Annotated in this window: 19 protein-coding genes and 1 pseudogene; 8 read left to right on the top strand and 12 right to left on the bottom strand. The window is 71.7% G+C overall.

From position 1 onward, the window contains the following. Positions 1-315, bottom strand: a 315-nt coding sequence (locus tag ACFRQN_RS33945; RefSeq protein ID WP_380744269.1) for an NAD(P)H-binding protein, incomplete at its 3' end; no start/stop codon positions are given. A gap of 94 nt (positions 316-409) precedes the next feature. Here ACFRQN_RS33945 and ACFRQN_RS33940 point away from each other — a divergent pair. The 3 genes from ACFRQN_RS33940 (at position 410) to ACFRQN_RS33930 (ending at position 2,978) form a co-directional block, all read left to right on the top strand. Next, on the top strand, positions 410-775 hold the full coding sequence (locus tag ACFRQN_RS33940; protein ID WP_049649118.1) for a helix-turn-helix domain-containing protein: 366 nt from the start codon (positions 410-412) through the stop codon (positions 773-775). A gap of 158 nt (positions 776-933) precedes the next feature. Further along, positions 934-2,388 carry a DUF4157 domain-containing protein gene (locus ACFRQN_RS33935; protein WP_380744266.1) on the top strand — a complete coding sequence of 485 codons (1,455 nt, stop codon included), beginning with the start codon at positions 934-936 and terminating at the stop codon, positions 2,386-2,388. A 179-nt stretch (positions 2,389-2,567) separates the two neighbouring features. Continuing rightward, the gene (locus ACFRQN_RS33930; RefSeq protein ID WP_380744264.1) at positions 2,568-2,978 is read left to right on the top strand and encodes a hypothetical protein; all 411 of its coding nucleotides are present in this window, start codon (positions 2,568-2,570) and stop codon (positions 2,976-2,978) included. Positions 2,979-3,297: 319 nt separating this feature from the next. On the opposite strand, the gene ACFRQN_RS33925 is transcribed toward ACFRQN_RS33930, so the two are convergent. Then, on the bottom strand, positions 3,298-3,753 hold the full coding sequence (locus tag ACFRQN_RS33925; protein ID WP_380744262.1) for a hypothetical protein: 456 nt from the start codon (positions 3,751-3,753) through the stop codon (positions 3,298-3,300). A 468-nt stretch (positions 3,754-4,221) separates the two neighbouring features. On the opposite strand from ACFRQN_RS33925, the gene ACFRQN_RS33920 reads away from it, so the two are divergent. After that, entirely contained in the window at positions 4,222-4,812 is a 591-nt protein-coding gene (locus ACFRQN_RS33920; RefSeq protein ID WP_380744260.1) for an isochorismatase family protein, read from the top strand. Positions 4,813-4,958: 146 nt separating this feature from the next. Further along, complete coding sequence (locus ACFRQN_RS33915; protein WP_380744258.1) at positions 4,959-5,759, top strand: ADP-ribosyltransferase; 801 nt, start codon at positions 4,959-4,961, stop codon at positions 5,757-5,759. A 116-nt stretch (positions 5,760-5,875) separates the two neighbouring features. Here the strand turns inward: ACFRQN_RS33915 and ACFRQN_RS33910 are convergent, their stop codons facing one another. Together ACFRQN_RS33910 and ACFRQN_RS33905 are read right to left on the bottom strand one after the other, a co-directional pair. Then, positions 5,876-6,484 carry a recombinase family protein gene (locus tag ACFRQN_RS33910; RefSeq protein ID WP_380744256.1) on the bottom strand — a complete coding sequence of 203 codons (609 nt, stop codon included), beginning with the start codon at positions 6,482-6,484 and terminating at the stop codon, positions 5,876-5,878. Positions 6,485-6,494: 10 nt separating this feature from the next. Beyond that, positions 6,495-7,361, bottom strand: a complete 867-nt coding sequence (locus ACFRQN_RS33905) for an AraC family transcriptional regulator (RefSeq protein ID WP_380744254.1) — start codon at positions 7,359-7,361, stop codon at positions 6,495-6,497. A gap of 93 nt (positions 7,362-7,454) precedes the next feature. Between ACFRQN_RS33905 and merB the strand changes: the two genes are divergently transcribed. Further along, positions 7,455-8,162 carry an organomercurial lyase gene (gene merB / locus ACFRQN_RS33900; protein ID WP_380744252.1) on the top strand — a complete coding sequence of 236 codons (708 nt, stop codon included), beginning with the start codon at positions 7,455-7,457 and terminating at the stop codon, positions 8,160-8,162. Positions 8,163-8,340: 178 nt separating this feature from the next. On the opposite strand, the pseudogene ACFRQN_RS33895 reads toward merB, so the two are convergent. The 5 genes and pseudogenes from ACFRQN_RS33895 to ACFRQN_RS33875 all read right to left on the bottom strand — a co-directional run. Further along, positions 8,341-8,736: pseudogene (locus ACFRQN_RS33895) on the bottom strand (Tn3 family transposase); the annotation flags it as partial. 175 nt (positions 8,737-8,911) lie between these two features. After that, complete coding sequence (locus ACFRQN_RS33890) at positions 8,912-9,397, bottom strand: NUDIX domain-containing protein (RefSeq protein WP_074003274.1); 486 nt, start codon at positions 9,395-9,397, stop codon at positions 8,912-8,914. Between the two features lie 124 nt (positions 9,398-9,521). Next, the gene (locus tag ACFRQN_RS33885) at positions 9,522-10,418 is read right to left on the bottom strand and encodes a helix-turn-helix transcriptional regulator (RefSeq protein ID WP_380744250.1); all 897 of its coding nucleotides are present in this window, start codon (positions 10,416-10,418) and stop codon (positions 9,522-9,524) included. A 36-nt stretch (positions 10,419-10,454) separates the two neighbouring features. After that, the gene (locus ACFRQN_RS33880; RefSeq protein WP_380744248.1) at positions 10,455-11,261 is read right to left on the bottom strand and encodes an SDR family oxidoreductase; all 807 of its coding nucleotides are present in this window, start codon (positions 11,259-11,261) and stop codon (positions 10,455-10,457) included. Between the two features lie 221 nt (positions 11,262-11,482). Then, on the bottom strand, positions 11,483-11,776 hold the full coding sequence (locus ACFRQN_RS33875; RefSeq protein ID WP_380744246.1) for a DUF1330 domain-containing protein: 294 nt from the start codon (positions 11,774-11,776) through the stop codon (positions 11,483-11,485). Between the two features lie 158 nt (positions 11,777-11,934). Here ACFRQN_RS33875 and ACFRQN_RS33870 point away from each other — a divergent pair, with 158 nt between their 5' ends. Continuing rightward, positions 11,935-12,837 carry a LysR family transcriptional regulator gene (locus ACFRQN_RS33870; protein WP_380744244.1) on the top strand — a complete coding sequence of 301 codons (903 nt, stop codon included), beginning with the start codon at positions 11,935-11,937 and terminating at the stop codon, positions 12,835-12,837. Positions 12,838-12,905: 68 nt separating this feature from the next. On the opposite strand, the gene ACFRQN_RS33865 is transcribed toward ACFRQN_RS33870, so the two are convergent. Beyond that, positions 12,906-13,409 carry an NUDIX domain-containing protein gene (locus tag ACFRQN_RS33865; protein WP_380744242.1) on the bottom strand — a complete coding sequence of 168 codons (504 nt, stop codon included), beginning with the start codon at positions 13,407-13,409 and terminating at the stop codon, positions 12,906-12,908. Then, positions 13,406-14,782 carry an NUDIX domain-containing protein gene (locus tag ACFRQN_RS33860; protein ID WP_380744240.1) on the bottom strand — a complete coding sequence of 459 codons (1,377 nt, stop codon included), beginning with the start codon at positions 14,780-14,782 and terminating at the stop codon, positions 13,406-13,408. Before ACFRQN_RS33860 ends, ACFRQN_RS33865 begins: the two co-directional genes overlap by 4 nt. Positions 14,783-15,216: 434 nt before the next feature. Here ACFRQN_RS33860 and ACFRQN_RS33855 point away from each other — a divergent pair, with 434 nt between their 5' ends. After that, positions 15,217-15,783, top strand: coding sequence for a dihydrofolate reductase family protein (locus tag ACFRQN_RS33855; RefSeq protein WP_049649133.1), 567 nt, complete (start codon positions 15,217-15,219; stop codon positions 15,781-15,783). Between the two features lie 90 nt (positions 15,784-15,873). On the opposite strand, the gene ACFRQN_RS33850 is transcribed toward ACFRQN_RS33855, so the two are convergent. Beyond that, on the bottom strand, positions 15,874-16,336 hold a 463-nt coding region (locus tag ACFRQN_RS33850; protein WP_380744237.1), incomplete at its 5' end, for a cytochrome P450.

The following is a 16,336-nucleotide window of genomic DNA, read 5'->3' as shown; positions in this document are numbered from 1 at the left end:
GGGCCGGGTCGCCCCGCCGGGGGAGGCGAGCTGGAGGTTCCGGCGCCCCCCGCGGGCGGGGGCCCGGCGTTTTATGTGGGCCGGCCCGGCTCCGGCGGCGTGCAGGTCGCCGGACAGCAGCAGGAACAGCGCCTCCGCCCCGGCCAGCGCCGGTGCGAGGCCGGCCGGATCGGCCAGGTCGGCCGCCACGTGGCGGACACCGTCCGGCACGGGCGCCGTGTGCCGCGACACCGCCGTCACCGGCAGGCCCGCCTTCGCCAGCGCCCGCGTCAGCGGTCGGCCCACATTCCCGGTAGCCCCGGTCACCACGATCATGGTCAGCTCCTTTTGCCCGACGGACTCTGTGGCCTTCACGTTAGGAGCGGCGGCTAACCCTTGGTAAGGACGTACCCTGACGTAAGCTCAGGACATGGAGGTAGGTGCGCAGGACAAGCAGGCCGAAACCGGGCGGCGGTATGAGGTGTTTCACACCGACTGCCCCGCGCGCGACATGGTCGACCACGTGACCAGCAGGTGGGGCATCTGGGTGCTGATCTCCCTGCGGGCCAACGACCTCAGGTTCTACGAGCTGCGCGAGAGCATCCAGGGCATCAGCGAGAAGATGCTCGCCCAGACCCTGCGCGCGCTGGTCCAGGACGGCCTGGTCTGGCGGAAGGTCGAGCCGACGACGCCGCCCCAGGTCACCTACGGGCTGACCGAGTTCGGCCGGGACCTCGGCGAGCCGCTGGAGGACCTGTTCGGCCGGATCACCCGACGGCTGCCGCCGCGCGGCTGACGGTTCGCCCGGGTCGGGCTCGGCCGTCGGTGCTCGTCGGGACGGACGTGTTGCCCGTACGGGCAGTGCATCGTGCCCTCGCGCCCCTTACCCGCGACCGCCGTGCCGGGTATGTAGGGGGAACACCACGAAACTGCCCTCCCCACGAGCGGAGTTCCATGCACGCGCACGAGCCGACGAAGGACGAGAAGCAGCCGCAGCGCACCCCCAGGAGCGCGGCCACACGGTCCGGGGAGGCCCCGGGCGGCGGCCAGGCGACCGACGAGCTCCTCGGGCTGCAGCGCACCGTCGGCAACGCGGCCGTCGTCCGGATGCTCCAGCGGAGCGGGCACGGGCACCGGCACGGCGCGGGCTGCGGCCACCAGCCGCCCGTGGAGGAGCCGGTGCAGCGCTCCGCCGTGCACGACGTGCTGCGCATGCCGGGCAGGCCGCTGGACGAACCGCTGCGGCGGGACATGGAATCCCGCTTCGGCGCCGACTTCTCCGACGTCCGTCTGCACACCGGCTCCGCGGCCCGCGACTCCGCCGCCGAGGTGGGCGCCCGTGCCTACACCTCCGGCAGCCACGTCGTCATCGGCGACGGCGGCGCTGACAAGCACACCCTCGCCCATGAGTTGACGCACGTCATCCAGCAGCGCCAGGGTCCGGTGGCCGGTACGGACAACGGGTCCGGGCTGAGCGTCTCCGACCCCGGGGACCGCTTCGAGCGCGAGGCCGAGGCCAACGCGGTCCGGGTGATGAGCCGGATGCCCGAGCAGAGCGACCACGGCCTCGAAGAAGCCCCCGTCCAGCGGAAGGCGGACACCACGGCCCGGGGTACGGCGCGCGCCGCCGGCGCGACGGCCGTCCAGCGCTACGCCCAGGTCACCACCGAGGAGTTGGGGCCGGCACGGGTCTCGCAGAACGGCCTCTACCTCCTGACCGCCGATCCCGCGGCGGACACCACCGTCATCTGGGTCGCGGAGGGCGCCCCGGCGCCCCGGTACTGCAAGGCCACCGGGCAGAGCGGGCAGATTGGGGGACGCACGTACGCGGAGTACGAGCCGAAGACGTCCTTCCTCGCGGACTGTGCCCACACCGCCGAGGAGATCATGCACCGGCAGCGGCTGGCCCTCGGGCAGGACGCCAGCGAATTCGCCCTGGGCGGCCACCAGTTCGGCCTGGGCGACGCGGAGAACGCGCAGGGAGCGGCGGCCTACGCGAACGCCCGGCCCGGCGGCCCGAACGCGAACGGCGAGGAACGGCCGGGCCCCGGCCAGGCGTTCGCCATCGTGGAGACCGCGTGGGACGAGGACTTCGAGCACCCGGACAACACCAGCGGGTGGCCCTACCACGTGGCGGCGGTCGTCGCCGAGGACGGCGACGACCGGATCACCGTGGAGCAGGCCGCGGACGGCAACGACGCCAAGGCCCGGCAGGGGTACGAGGGCATCGTCGACATGTATACGGCGGGTACGGACCCGACCAACGGGCAGGCGCTGCCGCACAGTTTCCACGGGCGGAACACCGGCGGCCCGGTGCAGCACTTCTCGGCCGGCGCGATCACCGTCATCCTCCAGCCGATCAACGTGGGCGCTCTGACAAAGGAGGGCGGCAGCCGGAAGCTCATGTGATCCGGCCTGGCCTGTCCGCCCTGACCCTGATCGCGAACTCGCCTGCTGTTACAAGAAAGTGACGTTCCGTCCACAACCGAAGTGCCCAGCGGGGCGTCCCTATAGGTGACAGAGCCCGAGTCACGTCGATCGCATCGATCGGGCCTCGGGCCGAACCCTCCTGTGAAAGGAGTGCACCCGTGATCGTCTCCAAGCGGAACTCCCTGCGCCTGGCCGCCGTGGCCACCCTCAGCGCGCTCACCGTCGGGCTGGCGGGCACCGCCATGGCGGCCACCCCGGCCGTCCAGCCCGTGTCCGCCGCGCAGTCGGCCGCCGCGCAGGCCACCATCACCGCCAAGCCGTCGGTCTCCTCCGTCCAGGCGTGGCAGTTGTTCCGGGTCACCGGCACGACCACCGGCCTCAAGGCCGGAAGCACGGTGACCCTCCAGCAGAAGCAGCACGGCGCGTGGGTCACCCTGCCCGCCTCCGTCCACACCAACAGCAAGGGTTCCTACTCGCTCGGCGTGAAGCTCGGCATCAAGGGCCTGAACGAGCTGCGCATCGTCAGCGGCAGCACCGCCTCGCCCGTGTTCACCGTCACGGTGCGCTGACCCGCACTCCCCGACGCCGACCCGCACGGCGTGCCGAGGCGGCCCGGCCCTGAGGCCGGGTAGCCGGATCGGTGCCCCGTGCGGGTCCTGGCGTGCTCGTACGGCCCGGTATCGGGGGATGCCCGGGCCGTACGGGGCGGGGCGCCCCTCGACCGACAGGCGTCGATGCCGCGCTGTCGCAGGGCTTCGAGGTGGGTGTACCGAGTGCGTCGAACAGGCCGAGGGCCAGGCGCAGTTCGTTTCCGGCCCGGGGCGGGTGGCTCCTGGTGTGCCGCCCGTCCCGGGCCGCGAGTCGCGGAGAAGAGGGCTGTGACCGGTGTCAGCGCACGGTGACGGTGAAGACCGGGGAGGCGGCGTCCCCGCTGACGATGCGCAGCTCGTTCAGGCCCGTGATGCCGAGCTTCACACCGAGCGAGTAGGCGCCGCTGCTGGTCGTGGGCACCGAGGCGGGCAGGGTGACCCACGCGCCGTCCTGCTTCTGCTGCAGGGTCACCGTGGTTCCCGCCTTGAGGCCGGTGGTCGTGCCGGTGACCCGGAACAGTTCCCACGCCTGGACCGTGGTGACCGACGGCTTGGCGGTGATGGTGGCCTGCGTGGCCGCCTGCGGGGTGGCGGGCTGGGGCGTGACGGACGGCGCGGTGACGGACGGCCCGGTGGGCGCGGGGTCGGCGGTGGTGGGGCCGGCCGCCAGGGCGGTGCCCGCCAGGCCGAGGGCGAGGGTGCTGAGGGTGGCCACGGCGGCCAGGCGCAGGCGGTTCCGCTTGGAGACGATCACGGGTACCCCTTTCCGGGGGAGGTGGTTGCTCGCCCGAAGGCGTGGATGCCGCGATTCGGGCTCTGCCATCTGTGGGGACGTCCTGGGCCGCCCATCGATCATGGGCGAATTGTCACCGGATAGTAACAGTCAGCGATCAAACCGGGTCGAAAGGCGACCGGGGCGCGCTCGCTTCACAACAGTACGGAGCGCGGTCGGCGGCCATGACCGAAAGGTCGGAACTGCCCCGTAGTGAACCACTGTTGACCAGTTCTGATTGATGATGGCCATGAATGCGCCGATCCGCCCGGAATCCCCGAAGTCGCCCCCGGCGGCCCGGTCCACAGCCGGTCCGGTTCCCGTCCAGGTGAGCGGAGCCGCACCTCCGAGGTTGCGCGGCCCGGGTGAACATCGCGCACGGGAGGCGCGGGCCGCCGTCCGGCAGGGCACGGGTGGGGGACCGAGACTCCCGTGAGAAAGGCCTGTGCCGTGGGGCGTGCACTGATCGTCGTCGATGTGCAGAAGGACTTCTGCGAGGGCGGAGCCGTTCCGGTCGGAGGCGGTGCCGGGCGGGCCCGCGCCATCGCCGAGCTCGTCGAACGCGCCGCCGGCCGCGAGTACACGCACGTCGTCGCCACCCGCGACCACCACCTCGACCCGGGCGGCCACTTCTCCGACCACCCGGACTTCAAGGACTCCTTCCCCGTGCACTGCGTCGTCGGCACCGAAGGGGGCGAGTTCCACCCCGACTTCGCGCCCACGGCCGAGACGATCGTGGACGAGGTCTTCTACAAGGGCGCGCACTCCGCCTCCAAGAGCGGTTTCGAGGGCTTCACCTCGGACGGGACCGCCCTCGCGGACTGGCTGCGCGCACGGGACGTCACCGAGGTGGACGTGGTCGGCATCGCCACCGACCACTGCGTGAAGGCCACCGCACTCGACGGGGTGCGGGCCGACTTCGCCGTCCGGGTCCTGCTCGACTACACCGCGGGCGTCGCCGCCGACACCACCGCCCGGGCCGTCGCCGAACTCGGCCGGTCCGGTGTCGAGTTGACCGGTGAGCCGGTCGTCGTCGGCTGACGGCGGGGAGGCGGGCCCGCCGTGGAGCGAGCCCGCCCGATCCACGCGGACCCGGACGCCTGAAGGCGTCCACCAAAGCCGCTGACACGCCCTCGATCGGGTGAGTTGCGGTACCCCCGGGGCAGTGGGCGGTCAGGGTAACGGCCGTGATCAACATTCGAATCCGCACGGCCGCCAGCGCGGTCGCCCTCGCCTGCGCCGTCGTGCTCACCCCCGAGAGCCTGGCCGCCGCCGCCCCCGCTGCCCAGGCCGACGCCGCCCCCTTCCGCTGCCTCGACCCCAGCGGGGACGCGCTCTGGAGCGGCCCCCAGTGCGACGGCGTCATCGTCCACGAACTCGGCACCGAAGCCGTCGCCATCGTCCTGGACGGCCGGCGCATCGACTTCGCCGACGAGGCCGAACTGCGTGCCGACGACTGCGCAGACCGGCCCGCCGTCACCCTCCCCGCCAGCACCTTCGAGAGCATCCCGGAGGGCCCGGACCCGCTGTACGCCGCCGTGGACCGCAGGGTGGACGTACCCCGCATCACCCCCACGCCGCACTGGCGCAAGAACTGCCACCCGCTCTTCCGCTCGGACGGCCGCGACCCGTCCGTCATCTTCGAGCAGGGCTTCGCGCCGAAGGACACCGTCAACGGCCAGTACGACATCACCAGTTACGTCCTGCAGAACCAGCCCTCGCCGTTCGTCAGCACCACCTACGACCCCGAGCTGTACAAGAAGTGGAAGAAGGTGCCCTGGGACTACTTCATCGACGCCCCCGGCGGCATCGACGTCAACGCGACCATCGGCGACCAGCACCAGTACGCCGACCAGGTCGAGGTCGCGTTCCCCGGCGGCGTGGACCGGCACTTCATCAGCCGGGCCTGCCCGGTCGACCGGGCCACCGCCTCCCTGATCGAGTCCGGCTGCGTGGACAACCCGAACTACCAGCCCTGGCTGCACTGACCCGCCGGCAGTCCGCCGCCGACCGGCCGCCCGAGGGGTGTGGCGCGCCGCCACGGTACTCCCGGAAGAGGCCCCGGTGTCCCAGCTCGGACACCAGCCGCAAAGTAGCGGGGTGATCACATGCTCGCCGCCGTGGCGGCCTGCTCGTCGTGTTCGCGGAGCATCCGCATGACGGTGGCGGGTAAGGGGTGCCGGCCCTTCTTCGCCCCGATGGTGATGACGAGCCGCTTGGCGATATCGCGCAGGCTCATGTCCTGGTCGCGGAGGTGGAGGGCCATGGACAGCATGGAGCCGTCGGTGACGCCCGCACCGCCGATGGTCTTGCCGCGCTTGCGGGCGGACTCGTGGCCTTCGAGGGTGCGGTCGCAAATGTACTCGCGCTCCATGCCGGACATGGCCGCGAGCACAGTGAACACGATGCCGGAGGGGTCGTGTGAGCCCTTCAGCTCCCCGGTGAGGAACTCCAGGCCGACGTTGCTGGCCTTGAGCTCTTCGGCGAGCATGGCGAGTTCGATGCGGCGGCCGAGCCGCTTGTGCTCATGGACGACGAGGGTCACGGCGACGCCGGAGGAGCGGATCTCTCCGGCGATCTTCACGGCGGCCTCCAGCGCGGGCCGGCGGGTGGCGCGGGTGGAGATCTTCTCCGAGAAGACCCGGGTCACCCCGGCCTCGGCGAGGGAGTCGAGCTGTGCGTCGAGGGACTGCCGGGCGGCGCGGTGTTTCACGAGCGACCACCTATGAAACACGCCCTGGCCACGGCCGCTGGCCTCCTCTGTGGAGCGCCGTGCGGTAGGCGGCTGGGGTGACGCCGTAGGTGCGGGTGAACCATCGGGTGAGATGGGCCTGGTCCGCGAAGCCGGCCTCGGCGGCCGCCGTCGCCGGCACCGTGCCCTCGGCCAGGAGCGCACGGGCTCGGCGCAATCGCAGATCGCGCTGGTAGTCGCTGGGTGCGAAGCCGTACGCCGCGCGGAAGCCCCGGTAGAGCGCGAAACGGCTGCACCCGGCCGCCCGGGCCAGCTCGTCGGCGCCGACGTTCTCGGCGAAGCGCTGCCGCAGCAGACCGCGGGCCCGTGCCACGGCGGCCAGGTCCACCCGGCCCCGCTGGTCCGGAACCGGTGCGGACCGCGTCGCGGCACGGCGGGTCAGGGCCAGCACGGAGGCGGCGAGGCGTTCCTCGACGATCAGCCGGGATGCGTTCTCGGCGACGGCAGTATGGAGGCGGGCCACCGCTCGGGCGAGGACCGGGTCGTCCACCACCGGAGTGTCGAAGAGTGGCAGCCCGGCGTCGCCGGGCGCCGCGTCGGCGAGGACCTCCCGGACAAGACCTTCGCCGAGGTGCAGCATCCGGTAGCGGTAGCCGTGCTGGACCGCCGACCGCCCGTCGTGGGGATCGTCCGGATTGAACGCCATGACCAGCCCGGCCGCGCTGACGTGCCGCCCTCCCCTGCACACGAACGACTGCGCGCCGTCGTCGGTGACGCCGAACGAGTACGTGTCGTGGGCGTGCATCGGATACGCGTACCGCTCGAAGCGGGCGTCCATGGCCTCCAGCGCAAGCCCGGGAACCCGCCAGTAGGCGGCGCGCTCCCCGACAGACGTCATGTCCCCAGTGTGCCGCACGAGCGTTCAAGCCCCCGCGCGCTTCCACGGCGCACGCTGGACACCAGCACCTCGACCAGCGAAGGAACCAGGGGAATGACCGGGAACGCCTCAGCAGCACCGACGAGCCTTCACGCCACGGAGCAGGTCCGCCTGGCCGTCTACCACGGATTCGCCCGCACCGGACACGCTCCGAGCGTGCCGGAACTCGCCGCACTCACCGGACTCGCCCCCGATCAGGTGCGCCAGGAACTGCGCGCCCTTCACGCAAGCCACGACGTGGTCCTGGACCCGCAGGACGACGACCAGGTCGTGATGGCCCACCCCTTCGCGTCCGTGCCGCTCGGCTTCTCCGTCATGGGGACACACACCCTGTGGTGGGGCGGCTGCGCCTGGGACTCGTTCGCCATGCCCCACCTGCTCAAGGACGAGCCCGACGTCCTGGTCGCCACGCGCTGCCCGGCCTGCGACACCCCGCACGCCTGGGTGGTCGGCCGGGAGGCACCCCCGAAGGGCGACCAGGTCGCCCATTTCCTCACCCCCATGCACCGGGTCTGGGACGACGTCGTGCACACCTGCGGCAACCAGCGCCTGTTCTGCTCCACCGACTGCGTCGACACCTGGCTGCGGAAAACGGGCCAGGAACGCGGCTATGTCATGGATCTGGGCACCCTGTGGCACTTCGCCGGTGACTGGTACACCGGACGCCTGGACCCGGGCTACACCCGCCGCGACCCCGCCGCCGCCGGCGCCTACTTCGCCGAGGTCGGCCTGCACGGCTCCTTCTGGGGACTGCCCGCCTGAGGCCTGGCTCCTCCTGCCGCCCCCCTGAAACGGGGCGACGAGCTGTGTGCCCTCTCGCCGCCCGGTCCGACTCTGCTCGACACGGCTGCGTGCGGCGTCCGCACCCGTCGGATCGGTCAACCCGACAAGTGTGTCCGGGCGACCGATTGGTCGGCGGTGCCGGCCGGCAGGCGTTTTTCCGCTCGACGTGCCAGTAGATCATCACGCCGTCGCCGCCGTAGCGGGTGTGGTACTCGGTCATGAAGTTCGAGGACCAGGACCCGAACTTCTTCGAGTCCGACGCGCACGCGGTGCCTTGCCCCCACCATGCGGTGTCGCGGGCGGCGAAGGTGGAGTTCACCAGCCTGGTGACGGCGGCCCGCAGGTTGTCGACGGTGATGAAGTGCCGCAGCGCGGCCTCGCTCTCGCCATGCTCGCCGGTCGCCACGATCGCCCGGATGCCCATGTTCGTGCCCAGCGCGAAGAGGGCCAGCAGGAGGCGGCGCTGGAGGACGTCACGCTCGATGCGCTCGTACGCGGCTACCGAGGAAAACTCCTCGGTGAAACCGGTCAGGAAGTCGGCGCTCTTCAGCACGTCCAGCACGTCCAGGACGCCCCAGCGGCGTGCGACCTCCTCCTTGAGGGCCGCCAGGCCGGTGGGCTCGGCCAGCGGCTCTCGTCCCGCTACCCACGACCTACTTCGCGGCTGGTGTCTGAGCTAGGACACCGGGGCCGAAGCGGGCGGCCCGGTCGGCGTCGGCCCGCCGCTGTCACGCGCCGATCAGGGCCCGTGGGTCGAAGCCTTCGTCGTCCCAGCCGTAGGTGGAGAAGCCCCTCCCGCCGGAGAGGTGGTGGGTGAGGGCGGCGTGGGCGGTCGGGAACATCGGCAGCGGTAGCCCGTCGGCCGGGGACCAGACCGCGTCGAGGTGCTTGTCCGGCTCGGTGTTCGTCAGCTCGCCGCGCCACGCGGTGGCGAGGAACACCGACAGCAGGAACGGGTGCTCGCCGTCCCAGCCCGTGCGCACCTGGACGGTGTGTACGAGCCGCAGGTCCGCCGGCTCGACGAGCAGCCCGGTCTCCTCCCGCAGCTCGCGCGCGGCGGCCTCGTCGAGGCGCTCACCGACCTCGACCTTGCCGCCGGGGATCGTCCACGCCGACGCCGTGATCCAGCTGTTCGCGGCGTAGTGGAGGGTCGCGACCAGGTTCCGGTCGCGGTCGTGGGCGATCACGGCTACGGCCTGGAGAAGGCTCTCCACGGTGCTGCCTCCGGGGTGGGTGAGCGGACGGTGGTCGGGGCTCGAGGAACATCCATGCCAGTGCCGGCCCTGTCCGAGCCACCGACACGACGTCAAGCATCATCGCGCCGCGACGGCGCCACCTTCAACGGTTGGACTGTCCGTCATCCGCTTCGAGCTCGGTCGCCGGCGCCTGGTGGGTGGCCGCCCACGAGGCCAGGAGCGCCAGATTGTCAGCGGTCGGTGTGCCCGCGGGTGCCGTGTAGACGTTGAGGAGCAGGCCGGGTTCGGCGGGCAGCTCCAGGGACTCGACGTCCAGGTCGAGCCGGCCCACGATCGGATGGCGAACACGCTTGCGGCCGGACCGGTGCAGTCGCACGTCCTGGGATGCCCACCGCTGCCGAAACAGCTCACTACGCGTCGACAGTTCGCCGACCAGGGCGATCAGCTCCTCGTCGTGCGGATCGCGGCCGGCTTCCATGCGCAGCTTCGCGGCCACGTCACCGACGATCTGGTCGTAGTCGACGAAGAAGTCCCTGGCCGCCTCGGGGTTCAGATAGACGAACCTCGCCGTGTTCGCGGGCCGTCGCAGGTCGGCCAGCACCGGTGAGAACAGCGCGCGAGCGAGGTTGTTCGTGGCGAGCACGTCATAACGGCCGGTACTGACCCAGGCCGGTGCGTCGGAGACCGCGTCGAGCACCTGCTGCAGCGTCGAGCGCACCGTCACGGCGGGCCTACGCCGGGGTGGGCCGCCGGGCACCCTGGACTGGCGTGCGAGGTGGAACAGGTGGTGGCGCTCGGCCTCGTCGAGTCGCAGGGCGGAGGCCAGCGCGTCCAGCACGCCATCGGAGGCACCGGCGAGGCCGCCGCGCTCCATGCGCACGTAGTAGTCGACCGATACCCCCGCCAGTAGCGCCACCTCCTCGCGGCGCAGACCTTTGACCCGACGGTTGCCGCCGTAAGCGGGCAGACCCGCCTGCGCGGGTGCGATGCGGGCGCGACGCGAGCTGAGGAACTCCCGGATCTCGGTGCGTGGATCCATCGTGGCCGTCTCCTCACCGTAAGTCCGTTCCGCAGTCTAGGGGGTACCCGATGCGGTCGTCGCGATGCCGCCGTCCACCGGGATCACGGCGCCCGTGAGGTAGGAGCCGGCCCGGCCGGCGAGGAACACGGCGATACCCGCCATGTCGTCGTCGCGGCCGATTCGGCGCAGAGGGGCCGCCGCCGCGATCGTGTCGCCGATGGCATCGAGTGCGGACGCCGTCATCCGCGACGGGAACACGCCCGGTGCTACCGCGTTCACCGTGACGTGCTGGGGGCCCAGCTCCCTGGCAAGCACTCTGGTGAGTTGATGGAGTGCCGCCTTGCTGCTGGCGTACGAGTAGTTGGGCGACTCGGCGACGTGGATGGCGGCGATACTGCCGATGTTGATGATCCGCGCGGGATCATCGGCGGTGCCCGCGCCGCGAAGTGCGGGGAGCAGCGCCTGCACCAGCCAGAACGGCGACTTGAGGTTGAGGTCGATCACCGCGTCCCAGGCCTCGTCCGGGAACGTCGCCAGCGGCTCGCGCCACATCGCTCCCGCGTTGTTGACGAGGATGTCCAGGCGTTCCGAGTCGCCCTTGACGAGATCGGCGAGACGCTGACACTCGTCGTGCCTGGACAGGTCGGCGGGGATTGCCTGAACGTCGCCGAATTCGGACAGTAGACGCTGTGCCTCCGCGCACCTGTCCGCGTCGCGCGAGCTGATGACGACGCGGGCGCCCGCCTGGAGAAGGCCGCGCGCCATCATCATCCCGATGCCACTGGTGCCGCCAGTGACGAGGGCGTACTTCCCACTCAGATCGAAAAGCTCTGTGTGAGTGGTGACTTGGTTGTCCGCCATTGGTCTCCGTCCCCTTCTGTCGTGGACGAACGCGCCGACATGGTCGCGGATACGGGGCAGCTGAATCGACCTGATGGAGGTAGAGCCGCGGTGCGTGTCCATGGAGTGTTGTCGGCGCGTTCGACTCAACCAGGTTGGCAGGCGTTTCGGACGTCTGGGAGACCCTGGTGATCCAGGTACTGCGAGAGCCCCCGATGCTCGGCGACGGCCGGGCCCGCCGGTCAGTCGATGCCTTCGATGATGCGGAAGTCGCGCTCGACGCTGCCGGAGAGGGCCACCAGCGCCTCCTGGTACGCCTCGCTCTCGTAGGCCGCGACGGCCAGTTCAAAGCTGTCGAACTCGATCAGAACGACGCGTTGCGTGATTCCGGCCTCGTGGGCGACGACCCGGCCGTCAAGGGACAGGAGGCGCCCGCCCCCGGCCCGGACTGCCGGACCGGCCAGCTCCGCGTAGGCGGCCAGCCTCTCGGGGTCGGAGACGGCGGGGTAGGCACTGACCCAGTAGCCCTTGGCCATGGAAACCTCCTGTGTTCGGCCGGGCACGTCCGACGTCGGACCGACAATCGGATCGATCGATCCCGGCATGCGCAGGCTAGGGCTTGACGGGCGGTCGAGGGAAAGACCGGTACGGACTAAACTCAGAACGGATCGTTATCAATCGGCGGGGAGGGCGCGTGGCGCCGGACACGGTGAGCCTGCGGTACTTCCTGGTGCTGGCACAGGAGTTGAACTTCACCCGCGCGGCCGCACGGATCGGTATCGCACAGCCCGCACTCAGCGCCCGGATGCGCCGGTTGGAGGCGGAACTCGGGACGGCCCTGCTGGTGCGCAACACGCGCAGTGTCGAACTGACCACGGCCGGTGCGGCTTTGGCGGAGTCCGCTCCGCCCGCGCTGGCGGCGCTGGACCGGGCGTGGGACACCGCCCGGAGCGCGGCGGCCGGCGCACTGGGCACGCTGCGCATCGGATACAGCCTCAGCGCCGGGGCCGAGACGGCACCGGCCCTGGTGGACAGGCTGATTCGCGACAACAGCGGACTCGAGGTCGGCGCGGTCCCGATGGCGACACCGGAGATCTCCCCGGCGGTCGCCGACGGCCGCATCGATGCCGGGATCACCCGCGGTGAACAACCGGGCCGTGGCGTACGCCGGTTCCTGCTACGGCGTTCGCGCATCGGGGTCCAGCTGGCGCAGCACCATCCGCTGGCCGAACGTGAGGAGATCGAGATCGCCGACGCGGCCGCGTACCCGCTGCGGCTCCCGGACCGTGCGGCCAACCCCGTGGTCCACGATCAGCTGTCCGCGCTGTTCCGGGACATTCGACCGCAGCCCCGATTCCACACGCCCGCTGTCGCTTTCGACCTGTCCCAGCGCGACCTGCGGGACGGGCTCACCCTCGCCCCGGCCGGAGAGGCCGCGGCCACGGTGCAACCGGCCGGTCTCACCTGGCGACCGCTGAGGGGTGCGCCCGGCCTGACGCTCCACCTGGTCCTCCCACGCGAGCAGTCGCCCTTGCACCGCCGCATCCGCGCCGCCGCCGAGGCCCTGGCACACGAACTGCACTGGCTGCCGGACTGACGCGCGGGAGGTCGAGCGAGACGGACCTCCGCGGCTGGTCGGTGCGAGGGGGTTCGATGGTGCCGGCGTCACGCCGGCCAGCCGTGGGCGGAGAGCCGGTTGCCGTGGGCGATCTGGCGGAGGGCGTGCACGGTGTAGGGGACGGTGTCGGTCGGCAGGCCGTCGAGCGGCCACCAGCGCAATTCCGCGCACTTGTGCGGCTCCGCGTTGCGCACCTGACCGGTGTGGCGGGCCGGGCGGAAGAACAGCTGGAGGCGGCTGTGGTCGGTGTCGAGGTGGTGCAGGGTGTGGACGAGTTCGAGGTCCTCCTCGGCGATGGTGATGCCGAGTTCCTCCTCCGCCTCGCGCGTCATGGCGCGGGTGACCGGCTCGCCCCGCTCCATGTGCCCGGCCGGGAGGTGCCACAGCCCGTTGGCGTAGCTGGTGTTGCGGCGCCGTCCGAGCAGCACCGTGCCGCCGTCGAACAGGACGAGGTGGACCCCGACGGCCAGCGCGAGCGGGTCCGTACCCGGTGCTCCGGCGGCCGTGTCCGCGAGGTGGCCGGTTTGGCCGGTGGGGTCGGTGCGGTTCATGCGGTGCTCCCGGTGGACTGGTCGGCCGCGGCGGCGAGCAGGGGCAGGTAGTGGTGCAGGTAGGGCGGGACCTTGAGGCCGAGCACCTCGTCGAGGGGGACCATGCGGACGGCCAGGCCCTCGTCGCCGAGCCGCAGGTCGCTGTCGGGGCCCTCCCAGACGGCGTGCAGGACGCGGGTGAGCGGGAGGCCGTGGTCGTGGTGCGGGTCGGGGAGGGGCCGCAGGCCGGTGATCTCGAGGCCGGCCTCCTCGCGGACCTCGCGCACCGCGGTCTCCCGGGCGCTCTCGTCGGCCTCCCGCCAGCCGCCGATCGGAGTCCAGTAGCCGGGCCAGGCCATGCCCGGCTTGTCTTCGCGCAGGTTCATCAGCAGTCGACCGGCGCGGTCGGTGACGAAGACCAGGACGCCCTCGAAGTCGTCGTCGGTCGGCGTGGGGCGCTCCAGGTAGAGCGGGACACCGGAGCGGTGGGCGCGCAGCACCTGCCGGAGCCGCTGGTACCGGGCGGGGGTCAGCCGGGCGTGCCAGTCGTGGGCCGTCTCGAACCGCCACTCGGTGTGCTCGGCCGGATCGAGGCGGATCCGGGCCTGCTGCTCGCGGGTCAGGACGCCGCCGTCGAAGACGAAGCCGCAGGCGGGGACGGGCTGCTCGGCGCCGGCCTGTTCGTGGATGACGGCGACCAGGCGCCTGCGGGCGACGGCTTCGGGGTTCTCCGCGGCGAGGTCGAGGCCCAACTCCTCCCGGGCCTCGCGCAGGGCGGTGCTGAAGGGGGTCTCGCCGTGCTCGACGTTGCCGCCGGGGAAGTTCCACACGCCGGGGTCGACGGCGGAGCGCATCCCGAGGACGCGGCCCCGCGGGTCGGTGACCAGGAAGCAGCCGTAGGCGCTGGGTCGGGCGACGGTGGTGAGGTAGCCGCCGGCCGGCCGCCAGCCGGGTACGGCCAGACGGCCGGTGAGCCACTCGATCACCGCGCGCTGCCCTTCGCCGGTCGGCGGCAGCCGCTCGGCGTCGGCCCACTGGTGGCCGTCATGGTCGGGCGAGAGGACGACCGGGGTGCCGTCCGGAACCACGGCGGTGAAGACGAACTGGCGTACGCGCAGGCCCCGTTGGCTGCTGAAGTCCAGGTGCCGCGCGTACTCCAGCGGCAGGCCGGTGAGCCCGGTCTCCTCGGCCAGTTCCCGCGCCGCCCCGGCCGGCACGGGCTCGCCGTCCTCCCGCCCGCCGCCCGGGTACTCCCACAGGCCGGGCAGGACGTCGTGCGCGGCCCGGCGGATCATCAGGATCCGGCCGGAGGCGTCGCGGACCACCACGCCGACGCCGATCCGCTCGACGCCCTCGCGGAAGGCCAGCTCGGTCAGCACCTGGAAGTCGATCACCTGGCGGACTCCTCGGACTCGCGGGCGGGCGCGGGGGACTGCTGCTGCGGCACCGCTCTCTTCAAGACGCATACCCGGAAGCCGAGTTCGGGTATGTGCCGGGGACGTCGCAGGCAACCGATGATGGAGCTGTTCGAATCCGGCGTTCAAGTGGATCGGCTCCGGGCGAGCCCAGGTCGAACGGGGAGTTTTCGAGCATCCACGGCACAGGGCAGGGCAGCCTCCGACCGGCCTTGTCCCTCATGACCGGTCTCAGAACCGGTGGCATTCCCCCGTGAGGGTGAGGTCGGATCAGGCGGTTTGCCAGTGTCGGCCGAGTACACCAGGCTGAGCTCGAAGCACGAGGACTGCCGGCGAGCCCGGATCGCGCACCGATGAGATTCCCGAGCCGCGCCGGTCCGTACGCCGGACACCCACGGACGGAAGGCTGGGCCATGCGGAAACTGGTCTACGGCATGAACCTGACCCTGGACGGCTACATCGCCGCAGCCGGCGACGACATCGCCTGGAGCGGACCGCCGAGCCCCGAGCTGTTCCAGTGGTGGCTCGACCAGGGGCGGGCGAGTGGCCTGTCGCTGTACGGGCGCAAGCTGTGGGAGACGATGAGCTCCTACTGGCCGACGGGCGACCAGCAGCCCGACGCCACCCCGGCGGAGATCGAGTTCGCCCGGAACTGGCGGGACACGCCGAAGGTGGTGTTCTCCTCGACGATCAGCGAGGTCGACTGGAACACCCGCCTGGTCACCGGCGACGCGATCGCCGAGATCACCCGGCTCAAGGCCGAGGACGGCGGCCCGATGGACATCGGCGGTGCGACGCTCGCCGGGGCGGCCATGCGCGCCGGGCTGATCGACGAGTACGTGATCGTCACCTATCCCGTCCTGGTGGGTGGCGGCACGCCGTTTTTCACCGCGCTGGACAGCTGGGTGAACCTGAACCTGGTGGAGACGCGGACGTTTCCCGGCGGCGTGGTCCTGACCAGGTACGAGACGAGGCGCTGAGCAGCGGCACCCACGTGCTGGTCTCGTATACGACACGGTCTATGGATGACGACATCAGCCGCGCGCCGCCGCTTGCGCGGCCGCCGCCCATCAGCGGCCGGGGTGGGCGGTCACGGTCACGGTGAGGGGCGCGGGGCCGAGGGTGGCCGCCGCGACCGGCCGGGGGCGGCTCCCCGGGACCGGGTCCAGCTGCCAGGTGGCCGAGACCGCCGCCGTCAGCAGGGCGAGCTCCGCGAGCGCGAAGTCGCCGCCGGGGCAGCCGTGCACGCCGGCGGCGAAGGGGAGGTAGGCGCCGCGCGGGGGAGCGGGCTGCCGTTGCGGGTCCCAGCGGTCGGGGTCGAAGGTGCCCGGGGCGCGGTACCAGCGGGGGTCGCGGTGCAGGGCGTACGGGCTGTAGAAGATCTGGGCCCCGGGGGCGAACCGGTGGCCGCCCAGTTCCACGGTGCCGGTAGCGCGGCGGGGGAACAGCCAGATCGGCGGGTAGAGCCGGAGGGTCTCCCGGACGACGCGGTGGGTGAGGACGAGCGCAGGGAGGTCGGCCGGGTCGACGGGG

The sequence above is a fragment of the Kitasatospora sp. NPDC056800 genome (assembly GCF_042789775.1).
Lineage (GTDB): Bacteria > Actinomycetota > Actinomycetes > Streptomycetales > Streptomycetaceae > Kitasatospora.
Note: the sequence above shows the minus strand (reverse complement) of the source record. Positions and strands in the feature narration are given on the sequence as shown.